Origin of the sequence: Microbacterium sp. MAH-37 (assembly GCF_009758255.1) — a bacterium.
GTDB lineage: Bacteria > Actinomycetota > Actinomycetes > Actinomycetales > Microbacteriaceae > Microbacterium.
Window position 1 is genome coordinate 222,559 of record NZ_WSEN01000006.1, and the last position, 13,149, is coordinate 235,707.

Consider the following 13,149-nt stretch of genomic DNA (forward strand, 5'->3'; position numbering starts at 1 on the left):
GTTCCACGTCGCGTTCTGCGGCACCCGAGCGCCGCCGATGCTTCCGCTGAGGGCGCAACCGCCCGCGCACTACTCTGGATCCGTGAGCACACAACGGGTATTCGTCGCGCGCCTGGCCGGCTGCGCCGTCTTCGACCCCGTGGGCGACCGGCTCGGCAAGGTCCGGGATGTCGTCATCGTGTACCGAAGTTCGGCCGCGCCCCGCGTGATCGGCCTGGTCGTGGAGATCCCCGGGCGCCGTCAGGTGTTCCTGTCGATCGGAAGGGTCACCTCCATCCGCGCCGGTCAGGTCATCTCGACGGGGCTGATCAACGTGCGCCGGTTCCAGCCGCGCCCCGGCGAGGTACGCGTGCTCGCCGAGTACCTCGGCCGGCAGGTCGCGTTCGCCGACGGCAGCGGCACCGCCGTCGTCGAGGACGTCGCGATCGAGCAGGACCGGCACGGCGAGTGGGCCATCGCCCAGCTGTTCCTGCGCAAGCCCAAGACCAGCGCCTCCCCGTTCGCCAAGGGCCCGACCACCTTCGCCTCGTGGAACGAGGTGAGGGAGCAGCGCACCCCCGGTGAGGCGCAGTCCGCCGAACAGCTGGTCGCCAGCTACTCCGAACTGCACGCCGCCGACCTCGCCACCACCCTCCTCGATCTGCCGGAGCAGCGCCTGATCGAGGTCGCCGAGGAGCTGCCGGACGAGCGGCTGGCGGATGCCCTGGAGGAGATGCCCGAGGACGATCAGGTGGGCATCCTCGATCGTCTCGGCGACGAGCGCGCAGCCGACGTGCTCGATGAGATGGAACCGGACGACGCCGCGGACCTGCTCGCCCAGCTCCCGCCGGAGCGCCTCGAGCAGCTGCTCGCGCTGATGGAGCCGGAAGAGGCCGAGGACGTGCGGATGCTGCTCCGCTACGGCCCCGACACCGCCGGCGGCCTCATGACTCCCGAGCCGATCATCCTCTCCGCCGACGCGACCGTCGCCGAGGCGCTTGCGCTGATCCGGCGGCACGAGCTGCATCCGGCCCTCGCGGCCGCGGTGTTCGTCACGCTGCCACCCTACGAGACGCCGACCGGACGTCTACTCGGCCTGGTGCACTTCCAGCGGATGCTGCGCTACCCGCCGCACGAGCGCCTCGGCGCGATCGTCGACGACAGCCTCGAGCCGGTACCCGCCACGGCCTCCGCCGCCGAGGTCGCGCGCATGCTCGCGAGCTACGACCTGGTCTCGCTGCCTGTCGTCGACACCGCGCACCGCCTCGTGGGAGCGGTGAGCGTCGACGACGTGCTCGACTACCTGCTGCCCGACGACTGGCGCACTCATGACGCCGACGAGACGGCGACAGGAGGCGCACGATGATGGCCAGGGCACCACGCCTCGACAAGCCGCTGGACCGCGGCGTCGCCGCCCGTCCCTCCGCGTCCTCGCGCGACCGGTTCGGCCGATTCACCGAGTGGGTGGCCCGGGCGATGGGCACCCCGACCTTCCTGCTGATCCTGACGCTGTTCTGCGCCGCATGGATCGCCTGGAACACGATGATGCCCGAGAACCTGCGCTTCGACGACGCCGCTCTCGGCTTCACGGCGCTGACCCTCATGCTGTCGCTGCAGGCCTCCTACGCCGCGCCTCTCATCCTGCTCGCACAGAACCGGCAGGACGACCGCGACCGTGTGCAGATCGAGCAGGACCGCCAGCGGGCCGAGCGCAACATGGCCGACACCGAGTACCTCGCCCGCGAGGTCGTGGCGCTGCGCATCGCCCTCGAGGAGCGCAGCGCGCAGACCGTCACCCGGGACGTGCTCAGGCAGGAGCTGAAGCTGCTGCTCGCCGAGCTCGAGTCCTCGCACGACGACGGTGATCAGGAGCGCACACGGTGACTTCTTCCGACAGCGTCCGCCGCGCGGTCTCCGCGGTCACCGATCCCGAGCTGCGCCGTCCGATCGGCGATCTCGACATGGTGCGCGAGATCTCCGTCGACGGCACGACCGCGCAGGTCTCGATCGTGCTCACCATCGTCGGATGCCCCGCCGCGCAGCGCATCGAGAAGGACGTCCGGGATGCCGCGGCGTCCGTTGCCGGCATCGAAGAGGTGCAGGTCGACGTCGGCGTGATGACGCCGGAGGAGCGCAGAGCCCTCACCGAGAAGCTGCGCGACGGACGGCCCGCCCGGCAGATGCCGTTCGGCCCGGATTCACTGACCCGTGTCATCCTCGTCTCCAGCGGCAAGGGCGGTGTCGGCAAGTCCACGGTCACGGCGAACCTCGCCGTCGCCCTCGCCGCGCGCGGCCTGCGCGTCGGATTGATCGACGCCGATGTGCACGGCTTCTCGATCCCGGGGCTGCTCGGCATCGAGCCGGGCACCCAGCCCACCCGCATCGACGACCTGATGCTGCCGCCGGTGGCGCACGACGTGAAGACGATCTCGATCGGCATGTTCCTGCGCGACGGAGAACAGGTGGTCGCCTGGCGCGGACCGATGCTGCACCGAACCGTGCAGCAGTTCCTCACCGACGTGTTCTTCGGCGACCTGGACGTGCTGCTGGTGGACATGCCTCCCGGAACCGGCGACATCGCCATCTCGATCGGGCAGATCCTGCCGCACGCCGAAGTGCTCGTCGTGACCACCCCCCAGCCCGCCGCGGCCGAGGTCGCGATCCGCAGCGGCCTGGTAGCCCGTCGCACCGGTCAGAAGGTCATCGGCGTTGTCGAGAACATGGCTGCGCTGGCTCTGCCGGACGGTACGACGCTCGACCTGTTCGGCTCGGGAGGCGGCACGGAGGTGGCGGAGGCGCTGGACGTGCCGCTGCTGGCATCGATCCCGCTCAGTCCCGCGCTGCGCGTCGGAGGTGACGCCGGGATGCCGGTGGTCCTCAGCGATCCCGAGGACGTGTCCGCGCAGGCGATCTCCGCCCTCGCGGATGTCGTCGCCGGTCAGGGCCGCGGTCTGGCCGGCCGATCACTGCCGTTCGCGCCGCGATGAGTCTCGCCCCGAAGGTCAGGTGGCCTCGTCGTCGAAGGGCGGCGGGGTCGCGCTGTCGAAGCTGGGGCGCGTGAGCACCGGTGCCGCCGCGGTCGCGGCGACGGCGGCCGTCGAGCCGGCAGCAGCCGCCGCTGCGGCTGGCGCGGAGGGCGTCGGCTCCTCGAGCAGCGCCTCGCGGATGATGCGTCGAGGGTCGTACTGACGCGGGTCGAGCTTGCGCCAGTCGATGTCGTCGATCTCGGGGCCCATCTCGTCACGCATCCGCCCCTTGGTGTCGCGGACGTACTCACCGGCCCGCCGCACGAACTTGGCGAACTTCTCGGCGAGCGCGGGCAGGCGCTCCGGTCCGACGATCAGCACAGCGACCACGCCGATCAGCAGCAGCTTCTCGAAGGTGAGCCCGAAATCCATCTCCCCAGGCTACCCGCCGCGCCTGACCTTTCGAACCGGAATCGACGCATATTCTGGGGGAATCCCCCGCCCCCTCTGGAGACTGTCATGAGCGACAACGATGCGAACGCCCGATTCGTCCGCGAGACCGTCGTCGAACCCGCCCCCATCGCCCGGGCACGTGCCCACGCGATCGAGCTCGGCGCCGCCCCGCTGAGCCCTGTGATCGGCGCACAGTGCGCCGTACTCGCGGCATCCGTCGCGGCCAAGTCGATCATCGAGGTCGGCACCGGCGCCGGTGTCTCCGGCCTCTGGCTGCTGCGCGGTGCACCGCAGGCCGTCCTGACCACCATCGACAACGAGCCAGAGCACCTCGGCGCCGCGCGGCAGTCCTTCGCCGACGCGAAGATCCCCGCGGCCAGGGCCCGTTTCATCACGGGTCGCGCTTCTGACGTGCTGCCCCGCATGAACGAGGGCTCGTACGACATCGTGCTCATCGACGCCGACCCCGAGAACGTCATCGAGTACGTCGAGCACGGCCTGCGCCTGGTGCGGCCAGGCGGTCTCGTCCTCGTGCCCCGCGTTCTCGCCGGCGGCAAGGCGGCCGACCCCGTGCAGCGCGACGCCGTGACGACCGCCTACCGCTCGCTGCTGCAGGAGACGCAGGAGTCGGCGGCTGTGCTCGCCGCGATCAACTCCGCCGGCGAGGGGCTGCTGCAGCTGTCCCGCGTCTCCGGCTAGCGCGAAGACGCAGAAGAGGGGCGACGGATCATTCCGTCGCCCCTCTTCACGTGTCAGGTCAGGCTGCGGTGCTCACGACGGCGCCGAGCACGTCGTGGAGCTCCTTCGCTTCAGCGTCGTTGACGGAGACGACGAGTCGCCCCCCGCCCTCGAGCGGAACCCGCACGATGATGAGGCGGCCCTCCTTCACGGCCTCCATCGGCCCGTCGCCTGTCCTCGGCTTCATCGCTGCCATCGTGGCTTCCTTTCCTCGGTGGTATACGACAAGTCTATAGAGCACTCTCAGGATGCGACGCGCGACTGTGCACACGACGTCATCACGGCACCTGCCAATAGGTCTGACCGAGCCCGTACATGAAGTGGATCCAGACCCACTGAGCCAGCAGGCACAGGCCGAGCACGGTCAGCCGGTACCAGCGCGAGCGCGGCACGGCGACCGCGCCCCACAGCGGCGTGAGCGGCATCAGCAGCCGGAAGGTGCTGGACTGCGGGAAGAACACCGCGAGCAGGTAGAGCAGGTAGCTCGCGCTCCACAGCCGCAGGTCGGTGCCGATGGCCCGCACGGCGCGCGCGTGCAGCAGCGCATACGCGATGGCGACCACGAGCAGCACGAGCGCGATCAGCCCCACCCAGCCGGGCATCCCCCACTTCATGAACCAGAACTGGGCCGCCTGCACGAAGCCGTCGAAGGGCAGGAACGAGGACGTGCCCACGCCCCAGTTGCGCCGCCAGGCGAGCTCGGTGGCGAGGTACGCGTTGGGCTCGCCCGTCGCGATCGCCGCCAGCACCTGCCAGGAGAAGCCGACCACCGTCGCCAGCGCTCCGAGCGCCACGATGTGCGCGATCTCCCGCGGCGGCAGCGGATCCTTCCGGCGGTGCAGCCAGCGCATGATCCCGATCAGCCCGAGATACAGGGCGAACGCGAGGACGCCCGGCCTGGTGAAGCCCATCACCGGGATGAGCAGGTACAGCCATCCGTAGCGGCGCCTCGCGACCAGGTCGAGCGACACGAGCAGCAGCAGCACGAACAGGGACTCGGCGTACCCGACCTGGAACATGGCCGAGAGGGGACCTGCGGCGAAGAAGACCACCGCCCACATCGCGGCGGATCCGCCGATGCGGTCGCGCAGCAGCCGGTGCAGGGCGAGGCAGGCGAGGTACCCCGCCACCAGAGAGATCGCGAGGGCGCCTGCACCCCACGATCCGAAAGCGAGTCCGAGCACCTTCGCCGCATATGCGAACACCGGCATGAACGCCCAGCCGTTCTCGGCGACCTCACCGGACTCGGTCACCGGCAGTTCGGTCGGATAGCCGTTCTCCGCGACGAACCAGTACCACTGCGCGTCCCAGCCCAGCACGAAGTCGTCGAGCCCCGGACTGGCGCCGAACCGCGACAGCGAGGTCGACTCCCCCGCCGCCGCCATCAGGAAGAGCGTGGTGACCACGCGTGCAGCGACGTAGACGGCGGCGATGCGCAGCGCGACCGGCAGGCTCACCCACCGGCGGATCGCCGGGGTCAGGACGCCGTCAGCCACGCGCGCAGTCCGCGCTCGACGGCATCGATCTGCGCGACCGGAACGCGCTCCTCGTCATGATGAGCGAGATGCGGGTCGCCGGGGCCGTAGTTCACTGCGGGGACGCCGAGCGCCGAGAAGCGCGCCACGTCGGTCCAGCCGTACTTCGGCCTGGCCTCTCCGCCGACGGCTGCGAGGAAGTCCTTCGCGATCGGCGCGTCCAGACCGGGACGGGCGCCATCCGAGGCGTCCGTCACCTCGACCTCGAAGCCGGCGAAGACGCTGCGGACGTGTGCTTCTGCCTCGGCGGCGTCCTTGCTCGGGGCGAAGCGGTAGTTCACCTCGACCTCGCACAGGTCGGGGATGACGTTGCCCGCGACGCCGCCGCTGATCTTCACGGCGTTCAGTCCCTCGCGGTACACGAGCCCCTCCACCGGCACCTCGCGAGCGCGGTACTCGGAGAGCCGGGCGAGGATCGGCGCCGCACCGTGGATGGCGTTCTCGCCGATCCAGGAACGGGCGCTGTGTGCGCGCACACCGTGCGTGCGCACGACGACGCGCAGCGTGCCGTTGCATCCGCCCTCGACCTCGCCGTTCGACGGCTCGCCGAGGATTGCGAAGTCGGCCTGGAACAGGTCGGGCCGCACTGCGGCGAGCAGCCCGAGGCCGTTCTTGGTGGCCTCGACCTCTTCGTTGTCGTACCACATCCACGTGACGTCGACCGAGGGCTCGGTGAGCTCCACGGCGAGTTTCAGCTGCACGGCGACGCCGGACTTCATGTCGACGGTGCCGCGCCCCCACAGGTACGCCTCGCCGTCGATCTCGATGTCCCGCGTGGGCAGGTTCTCGTTGATCGGGACGGTGTCGATGTGCCCGGCGATCACCACGCGCTGCGCGCGGCCCAGATCGGTGCGGGCGACGATCGTGTTCCCGTGCCGGGTCATCTCGAGGTGCGCGCACCTGCCCACGACCTCCTCGATCGCGTCGGCGAGCGCGGCCTCGTCGCCCGAGACACTGTGGAAGTCGCAGATCGCGCGAGTGAGTTCAACGGAGGATACGGACGGATCGAGCGCCATGACTCTCAGCTTAGTTCGGGCGTTCGGATGCTTTACCGTTGAGGGATGAGCACTGAGCGCACTGTCTGGGGCATCGGCCTGTCGACCATCGCCGCGGACGGCACCGTGCTGGACGCCTGGTACCCCGAGCTCGGCTTCGGCGAGCCGGATGCCGGAGACGCGGCGGCCGCCGCCGCGACCTGGGGTGCCCTCGCCGACGTCGACGAGCGCCGCGCCGTGCGGACCGAGCTCGTGCAGACCTCTGTCGACCTGGACGCCGCCGTCGCCTCGACCGCCGACGCCTACCTGCGCCTCCAGGCGCTGTCGCGGCTGCTGGTGCGCCCGAACGAGCTGAACCTCGACGGGATCTTCGGCCATCTGCCGAACAACGCCTGGACCACGGCGGGGCCGATGCTGCCGGCCGAGGCCGAGCGCCTCCGCCCGCTGCTGCAGCGCCACGGCCTGCAGGTGCAGGGTCTGGACAAGTTCCCCCGCCTGACCGACTACGTGCTGCCGGAAGGCGTGCGCATCGCCGACGCCTCCCGGGTGCGTCTCGGCGCGCACCTCTCCCCCGGCACCACCGTCATGCACGAGGGCTTCGTGAACTTCAACGCCGGCACGCTCGGCCCTGTGATGGTCGAGGGACGCATCTCGCAGGGCGTCGTCGTCGGGGCGAACAGCGACATCGGCGCCGGCGCCTCGATCATGGGCACGCTCTCCGGCGGCGGCACCGTGCGCGTCTCGATCGGCGAGCGCTCGCTGCTCGGTGCCAACGCCGGCATCGGCATCGCGCTCGGCGACGACTGCATCGTCGAGGCCGGCCTGTACGTCACCGCCGGTTCGAAGGTCGTCCTCGCCGACGGGCCGAACACCGCCGACGGCGGAAAGCGCACGGTCAAGGCCGCCGAGCTCTCCGGACGCGACGGGCTCCTGTTCTGGCGCAACTCCGTGACCGGTGCGATCGAGGCCAAGCAGCGTGCCGGTGTCGGCGTGACGCTCAACGAGGCGCTGCACGCCTGACGCTCCTCAGCAGGCGCCGAGCGTGCCACTGCTAGAATCTTCCTGACGCCCCTCGCTGATGCGAGTCGTCTGCGTCGTCGACATCCTTCCGCGCCTCACCGGCGGCGGCATCTCGAACGGCGAACCGATGCGCGATCCCGCGCCGTCGCCCACCCTGCGCAACGAATTGCGCCCTTTTCACGGAGATACCCCTATGCCTTCCTTCCTCGACCTCGGCGTGCCCGCGCCGCTCGCCGCCGTGCTCGCCGCCGACGGCAAGACCGAGGCGTTCGCCATCCAGCGCGACACGCTTCCCGACTCCCTCGCCGGCCGTGATCTGCTCGGCCGCGGTCGCACCGGCAGCGGCAAGACCATCGCGTTCGCGCTGCCGCTGGTCGCCCGGCTGACGGATGCTGCGCGGCGCAGCCGCCCCGGCCACCCGCGTGGCCTGGTGCTCGCGCCGACCCGTGAGCTCGCGACGCAGATCGCCGCGACCGTCACCCCTCTGGCGAAGGCCGCCGGGCTGAAGGTCACCACGATCTTCGGCGGCGTCAGCCAGCGCCCGCAGGAGCAGGCGCTGCGCGCCGGCGCCGACATCGTCGTGGCCTGCCCCGGCCGCCTCGAGGACCTCATGAAGCAGGGCGTCGTCAAGCTCGACGCCGTCGAGGTCGCCGTGCTCGACGAGGCCGACCACATGGCCGACCTCGGCTTCCTGCCCGGCGTCACCCGCATCCTGGCGGCGACCCCGGCCGACGGCCAGCGTCTGCTCTTCAGCGCGACGCTGGATCGCGGCATCGACGTGCTCGCCAAGCGCTTCCTGCACAACGCCGTCAGCCACGAGGTCGACGAGGCCAGCGTGCCCGTCGGCGAGATGACGCACCGCGTGCTTCTCTCGGCCGATGCCGAGGCCAAGAAGCAGCTCGTCCAGGACCTCGCGTCCGGCACCGGCCGTCGCATCCTGTTCACCCGCACCAAGCACCAGGCCAAGAAGCTCGCAAAGGTGCTCACCGCGGCCGGCATCCCCTCGGTCGATCTGCACGGCAACCTCGGTCAGAACGCGCGCGAGCGCAACCTGGCCGCCTTTTCCGCCGATCCCGCCGAGGGCGGCGTGCGCGTGCTGGTCGCAACGGACGTCGCCGCACGCGGCGTGCACGTGGACAACGTCGAGCTGGTCGTGCACGTCGACCCGCCGATGGAGCACAAGGCGTACCTGCACCGCTCCGGCCGCACCGCTCGTGCGGGTGCCGCGGGCACCGTCGTGACCGTGGTGCTGCCCGAGCAACGGCGCGACACCAAGGATCTGCTGCGCAAGGCGCAGATCACCGCCGACTTCGAGCCGGTCACCGCGGCGATCGTCGACGAGCTGGTCGGCGAGCGCGCCGCGAAGGTCAAGCCCGCGCCGGTCGTGAAGCAGCCGCAGGGCGGCGGGCAGAAGAAGGCCAAGCCTGCCGGGCAGGGCGGCCAGCCGCAGGGCAACGGCGGCGGTCGCCGTCGTTCCGGCGGTCGCGGCGCAGGATCCGCGCAGGGCGCAGGTGAGCGCCAGCCCCGCGAGGGCGGACAGCGTCAGAGTGGCCAGCGGCAGGGCGGCCAGCGTCAGGATGCCGCCGGGCGGTCGCACTCGCGCGGACAGGGCAGTCAGACCCGCTACACGACCCAGTCGAGCGCCCCGGCATCCGAGGGCGCACGCCGTGCTCCTCAGCACCGCCGTGCGCAGCGACCCACGGGCGCACCGCGCACGCGCTGAGGTTCCGCCTCGACCCACCGGTCGCCACGTCGACGATCGGTGGGCAACTCCGGCAGGCCTCATCCAGGTCACACGTCGTCACGGTATCCGCGCGCCTCTTCACCTCAGGTCGCAGTTGGTCACGCCAACGTCGTGGAATACCGGGCCGGATTGCGACCTGAGCGACAGAGCGCTGGATCGTGGTCAGCGCCGGATCGCGTTGATCGCGAGGTTGATGACCCGCTCGCGCTGCGCTTCGTCCTCGAACGAGGCGACCGCGGCGACGCCGGAGACCAGTTTCACGACGTCGCTGATGGAGATGCCGGGGTCGGCCTCGCCGGCCTGCTGTGCGCGCGCGAGCAGCGGCTCCCCCGCCTCGAGCATGATGTAACGGCACTGGGTCAGCACCGACGACTCTCGGTTCAGGCCGTCGAGCAGCGCGTGCTTGGTGCCGACATAGGTGATGAACCTGTCGAGCCAGGCGCGCAGCGCCTCCCACGGCTCGAGCGACGAGACCTCGCGCGCGGAGGCGGCGAGCGCATCGACCTCGCCGAGGTACAGCGTCTCGATCAGGTCGTCGCGGGTGGGGAAGTTCCGGTACAGCGTTCCGATGCCCACCCCGGCACGCCGGGCGATGTCCTCGAGTGAGGCGTCCGAGCCGTCCTCGGCGAAGGCCGCCCGCCCCGCCGCCACCAGGGCGTCGAAGTTGCGGGCCGCGTCGGCACGTTTCGGGCGGCGCTCCTCGAGAAGAGCGGATGCCGGTGCCACCGTCGTCACGCTGACCTCCTGGGTCTCGGAAAAAGCGATCTGAAAAAGTTCACGAATGCGGTTGCGAACCGGAGGGTCCCTCCGCTACGTTCTAAACGGAGGCATCCTCCGTTCGGAGCCACTCTCCGATTCTACCTCTCCTCATCGCAAGATCGGAAGGATCCATGACCATCCGCTCGACCACCACCCGCGCCTACGCAGCCGTCGCCGTGAGCGTCGCCTCGATCGCGCTCCTTCAGAACCTCGTGATCCCGGTGATCCCGATGCTCGAATCCGACCTCCGGGTCGGCTCCGACGCCGCCACCTGGACCATGACGGCCTGGCTCATCGCCGCCGCCGTCGCCACTCCCCTGCTCGGCCGGGTCGGCGACCTGCGCGGCCGTCGCGCCACCCTTCTCGCCGTGCTCGGCGTCGTGATGCTCGGCGACCTCGTCGCCGCCCTCGCCCCGAACCTCGGAGTCCTCATCCTCGGCCGCGTCCTCCAGGGCGCGGGCGGGGCCGTCTTCCCCCTCGCCTTCGCGCTGCTGCGCGAGTTCATGCCGCCAGAGCGCCTCACCGCGGCGATCGGCTCCGTGAGCGCGCTGATCGGCATCGGCGGGGCCGCGGGCAGCGTGCTCGCAGGCCCGCTGTCCGCGGCGATCGGCTGGCGCGGGCTGTTCGAAGTCGCGCTCGTGGCCGGTGCGATCGGCGCCCTGCTCACGGTCGCTTGGATCCCCCGTTCTGACCTGCGCGCCACGGGACGCCTCAACACCCTGTCCGGCGTGCTGCTGTCGGGCTGGCTGGTGGCCCTGCTGCTGCCGCTCGCCTCCGGCGCGCGCTGGGGCTGGACGAGCCTCCCGACGCTCGGACTGTTCGCGCTGGCCGCCGTGCTGCTGGCGGCCTGGGTGGTCTCCGAGCTGCGATCCGCCGACCCGCTGGTCGACATCCGGATGCTCGCGCACCGCGCGATCTGGCCGGTGAACGCCGCCGGCCTGCTCATCGGTGTGGCCGTGTTCGGCTTCTGGGGCTACCTGCCGCTGTTCCTCGAGGTTCCCGCCGACACGGGCTGGGCGCTCGGACTGACCGTGCAGACCGCCGGTCTCGTGCTGGTGCCGCTGCTGATCGGCATGTCGGTCGCCGGCTTCGCGACCGGTGCGCTCACCCGTGTGCTGTCGCTGCGCACTCAGCTCGTGCTCGGCGGACTGATGATGGGCGCCACCGTGATCGGCGCGGTGCTGTTCCACTCCGCCGTGTGGCAGCTCGCCATCGCCGGAGGCCTGTTCGGCATCGGAGTGGGCACCGCCTACGCCGCCATGGCCAGCATCATCGTCGAGGGCGTCCCCGCCACGAGCGTCGGCGTCGCCACCGGCGTCAACGCCAACCTCCGCTCGATCGGCTCCGCGATCGGCTCCGCACTGATGACAGCGATCGTGTTCAGCTCGCTCGATGCCACCGGTCAGCCGCTCGAGCGCGGCTACGACACCGCGTGGATCGCCATCGCCGTGGTCGCCGTCGTAGCCGCAGTGATCGTCGCGATCGTCCCGACGACCCGCCGCACGACCACCCCGGTGCAGCTCCCCACCGGTACACAGCCGGTGCTGGCGGACGCCGCCTGACGCGAACGCACAACGGCCCCGGCATCCGAGAGGATGCCGGGGCCGTTGCCGTGCGGTTCAGACGCCGGGGTACGACCGCTCCGGGGCGCCGACGTACAGCTGCTGCGGGCGGCCGATCTTGGTCTGCGGGTCGAGCTGCAGCTCGCGCCACTGCGCGAGCCAGCCGGGCAGGCGGCCGATCGCGAACAGCACGGTGAACATCCGGGTCGGGAAGCCCATGGCCTTGTAGATCACGCCGGTGTAGAAGTCGACGTTCGGGTACAGACGGCGCTCCTGGAAGTACTCGTCGGCGAGGGCGATCTCCTCGAGCTCCTTCGCCAGATCGAGCAGCGGGTCGCTGACGCCGAGCGAGGCGAGCACCTCGTCGGCGGCCGACTTCACGAGCTTGGCGCGCGGGTCGTAGTTCTTGTAGACGCGGTGCCCGAAGCCCATCAGCTTCACGCCCTGCTCCTTGTTCTTGACCCGCTCGACGAACCGCTGCACGCTCTGGCCCGACTCGCGGATCTGACCGAGCATCGTCAGCACGGCCTCGTTCGCGCCGCCGTGCAGCGGGCCGGACAGCGCCTGGATCCCGGCGGAGACCGAGGCGAACTGGTTGGCACCGGTCGAGCCGACGAGGCGCACCGTGGAGGTGGACGCGTTCTGCTCGTGGTCCTCGTGCAGGATCAGCAGCAGTTCGAGCGCCTTGGACATGACGGGGTTGACCTCGTAGTCCTCGCTCATCACGCCGAAGTTCAGCTTCAGGAAGTTGTCCACGAAGCTGAGCGAGTTGTCGGGGTAGAGGAACGCCTGCCCGACGCTCTTCTTGTGCGCGTAGGCGGCGATGACCGGCAGCTTGGCGAGCATGCGGATCTGGTTCAGCTCCACGTGCTCGGGGTTGCTGGGGTCGGACGCGTCCTGGTAGTAGGTCGACAGCGCCGCCACGGCCGACGACAGCACGGCCATCGGGTGCGCGTTGTCGGGCAGGGCCGAGAAGAAGTGCTTGAGATCCTCATGCAGCAGCGTGTGCTTGCGGATCTGCTCGTCGAAGCCCGCCAATTCGTCGGCAGTCGGCAGCTCTCCGTAGATCAGCAGCCACGCCACCTCGAGGTAACTGCAGTTCTTCGCGATCTGCTCGATCGGGTACCCGCGGTAGCGCAGGATTCCCTTGTCGCCGTCGATGTACGTGATCGAGGACTTCGCGGATGCGGTGTTCACGAAGCCGTAGTCCAGGCCGGTGTAGCCGGTCTGACGGGTCAGGGTCGAGAAGTCGATGCTCCCCACACCCGAAGTGGGCTGAAGGACGGGGAACTCGGCGATCCTGTCGCCGACGGTGAGTGTCGCCTTCTCCGGCAGAGCTGTGCTCACGCCAAACCTCCTGCTGAATCGAAGTCGCGTGCGGACGAAAAGTCTTGATGC

Annotated in this window: 13 protein-coding genes; 7 read left to right on the plus strand and 6 right to left on the minus strand. The window is 70.3% G+C overall.

The window, feature by feature from the left end:
- The first annotated feature begins 82 nt into the window (after positions 1 to 82).
- From GON06_RS06880 to GON06_RS06890, 3 genes are read left to right on the plus strand one after another with little or no spacing between them, the layout of a single operon-like run.
- Positions 83 to 1,345, plus strand: a complete 1,263-nt coding sequence (locus GON06_RS06880; RefSeq protein ID WP_332837237.1) for a magnesium transporter MgtE N-terminal domain-containing protein — start codon at positions 83 to 85, stop codon at positions 1,343 to 1,345.
- Positions 1,345 to 1,863, plus strand: coding sequence for a DUF1003 domain-containing protein (locus tag GON06_RS06885; protein WP_157311561.1), 519 nt, complete (start codon positions 1,345 to 1,347; stop codon positions 1,861 to 1,863). The genes GON06_RS06880 and GON06_RS06885 overlap by 1 nt, the downstream gene beginning before the upstream one ends.
- Positions 1,860 to 2,966 (plus strand): Mrp/NBP35 family ATP-binding protein, encoded by a 1,107-nt coding sequence (locus GON06_RS06890; RefSeq protein ID WP_332837238.1) that lies wholly within the window; start codon positions 1,860 to 1,862, stop codon positions 2,964 to 2,966. The genes GON06_RS06885 and GON06_RS06890 overlap by 4 nt, the downstream gene beginning before the upstream one ends.
- Before the next feature lie 15 nt (positions 2,967 to 2,981).
- Here the strand turns inward: GON06_RS06890 and GON06_RS06895 are convergent, their stop codons facing one another.
- A complete protein-coding gene (locus GON06_RS06895; protein ID WP_157311562.1) occupies positions 2,982 to 3,377 on the minus strand; it encodes a twin-arginine translocase TatA/TatE family subunit in 396 nt (131 codons plus the stop codon).
- 87 nt (positions 3,378 to 3,464) lie between these two features.
- Between GON06_RS06895 and GON06_RS06900 the strand changes: the two genes are divergently transcribed.
- Positions 3,465 to 4,097: an O-methyltransferase gene (locus GON06_RS06900; protein ID WP_157311563.1), complete on the plus strand. Its 633-nt coding sequence runs from the start codon at positions 3,465 to 3,467 to the stop codon at positions 4,095 to 4,097.
- A 58-nt stretch (positions 4,098 to 4,155) separates the two neighbouring features.
- Here the strand turns inward: GON06_RS06900 and GON06_RS06905 are convergent, their stop codons facing one another.
- The 3 genes from GON06_RS06905 to dapE all read right to left on the minus strand — a co-directional run bounded on the left by GON06_RS06905 (position 4,156) and on the right by dapE (position 6,687).
- Entirely contained in the window at positions 4,156 to 4,332 is a 177-nt protein-coding gene (locus tag GON06_RS06905; protein ID WP_157311564.1) for a DUF3117 domain-containing protein, read from the minus strand.
- Between the two features lie 82 nt (positions 4,333 to 4,414).
- On the minus strand, positions 4,415 to 5,632 hold the full coding sequence (locus GON06_RS06910; RefSeq protein WP_332837239.1) for a hypothetical protein: 1,218 nt from the start codon (positions 5,630 to 5,632) through the stop codon (positions 4,415 to 4,417).
- Positions 5,614 to 6,687, minus strand: a complete 1,074-nt coding sequence (gene dapE / locus GON06_RS06915) for a succinyl-diaminopimelate desuccinylase (protein WP_157311565.1) — start codon at positions 6,685 to 6,687, stop codon at positions 5,614 to 5,616. Before dapE ends, GON06_RS06910 begins: the two co-directional genes overlap by 19 nt.
- Before the next feature lie 45 nt (positions 6,688 to 6,732).
- Here dapE and dapD point away from each other — a divergent pair, with 45 nt between their 5' ends.
- Positions 6,733 to 7,686, plus strand: a complete 954-nt coding sequence (gene dapD / locus GON06_RS06920; protein ID WP_157311566.1) for a 2,3,4,5-tetrahydropyridine-2,6-dicarboxylate N-succinyltransferase — start codon at positions 6,733 to 6,735, stop codon at positions 7,684 to 7,686.
- A 193-nt stretch (positions 7,687 to 7,879) separates the two neighbouring features.
- Positions 7,880 to 9,409: a DEAD/DEAH box helicase gene (locus GON06_RS06925; protein ID WP_157311567.1), complete on the plus strand. Its 1,530-nt coding sequence runs from the start codon at positions 7,880 to 7,882 to the stop codon at positions 9,407 to 9,409.
- A 183-nt stretch (positions 9,410 to 9,592) separates the two neighbouring features.
- Here the strand turns inward: GON06_RS06925 and GON06_RS06930 are convergent, their stop codons facing one another.
- Positions 9,593 to 10,165, minus strand: coding sequence for a TetR/AcrR family transcriptional regulator (locus tag GON06_RS06930; RefSeq protein ID WP_332837240.1), 573 nt, complete (start codon positions 10,163 to 10,165; stop codon positions 9,593 to 9,595).
- Positions 10,166 to 10,320: 155 nt separating this feature from the next.
- Between GON06_RS06930 and GON06_RS06935 the strand changes: the two genes are divergently transcribed.
- Positions 10,321 to 11,751, plus strand: a complete 1,431-nt coding sequence (locus tag GON06_RS06935; RefSeq protein ID WP_157311568.1) for an MFS transporter — start codon at positions 10,321 to 10,323, stop codon at positions 11,749 to 11,751.
- A gap of 57 nt (positions 11,752 to 11,808) precedes the next feature.
- On the opposite strand, the gene GON06_RS06940 is transcribed toward GON06_RS06935, so the two are convergent.
- Positions 11,809 to 13,098 carry a citrate synthase gene (locus GON06_RS06940; protein WP_332837241.1) on the minus strand — a complete coding sequence of 430 codons (1,290 nt, stop codon included), beginning with the start codon at positions 13,096 to 13,098 and terminating at the stop codon, positions 11,809 to 11,811.
- Between the last annotated feature and the right edge of the window lie 51 nt (positions 13,099 to 13,149).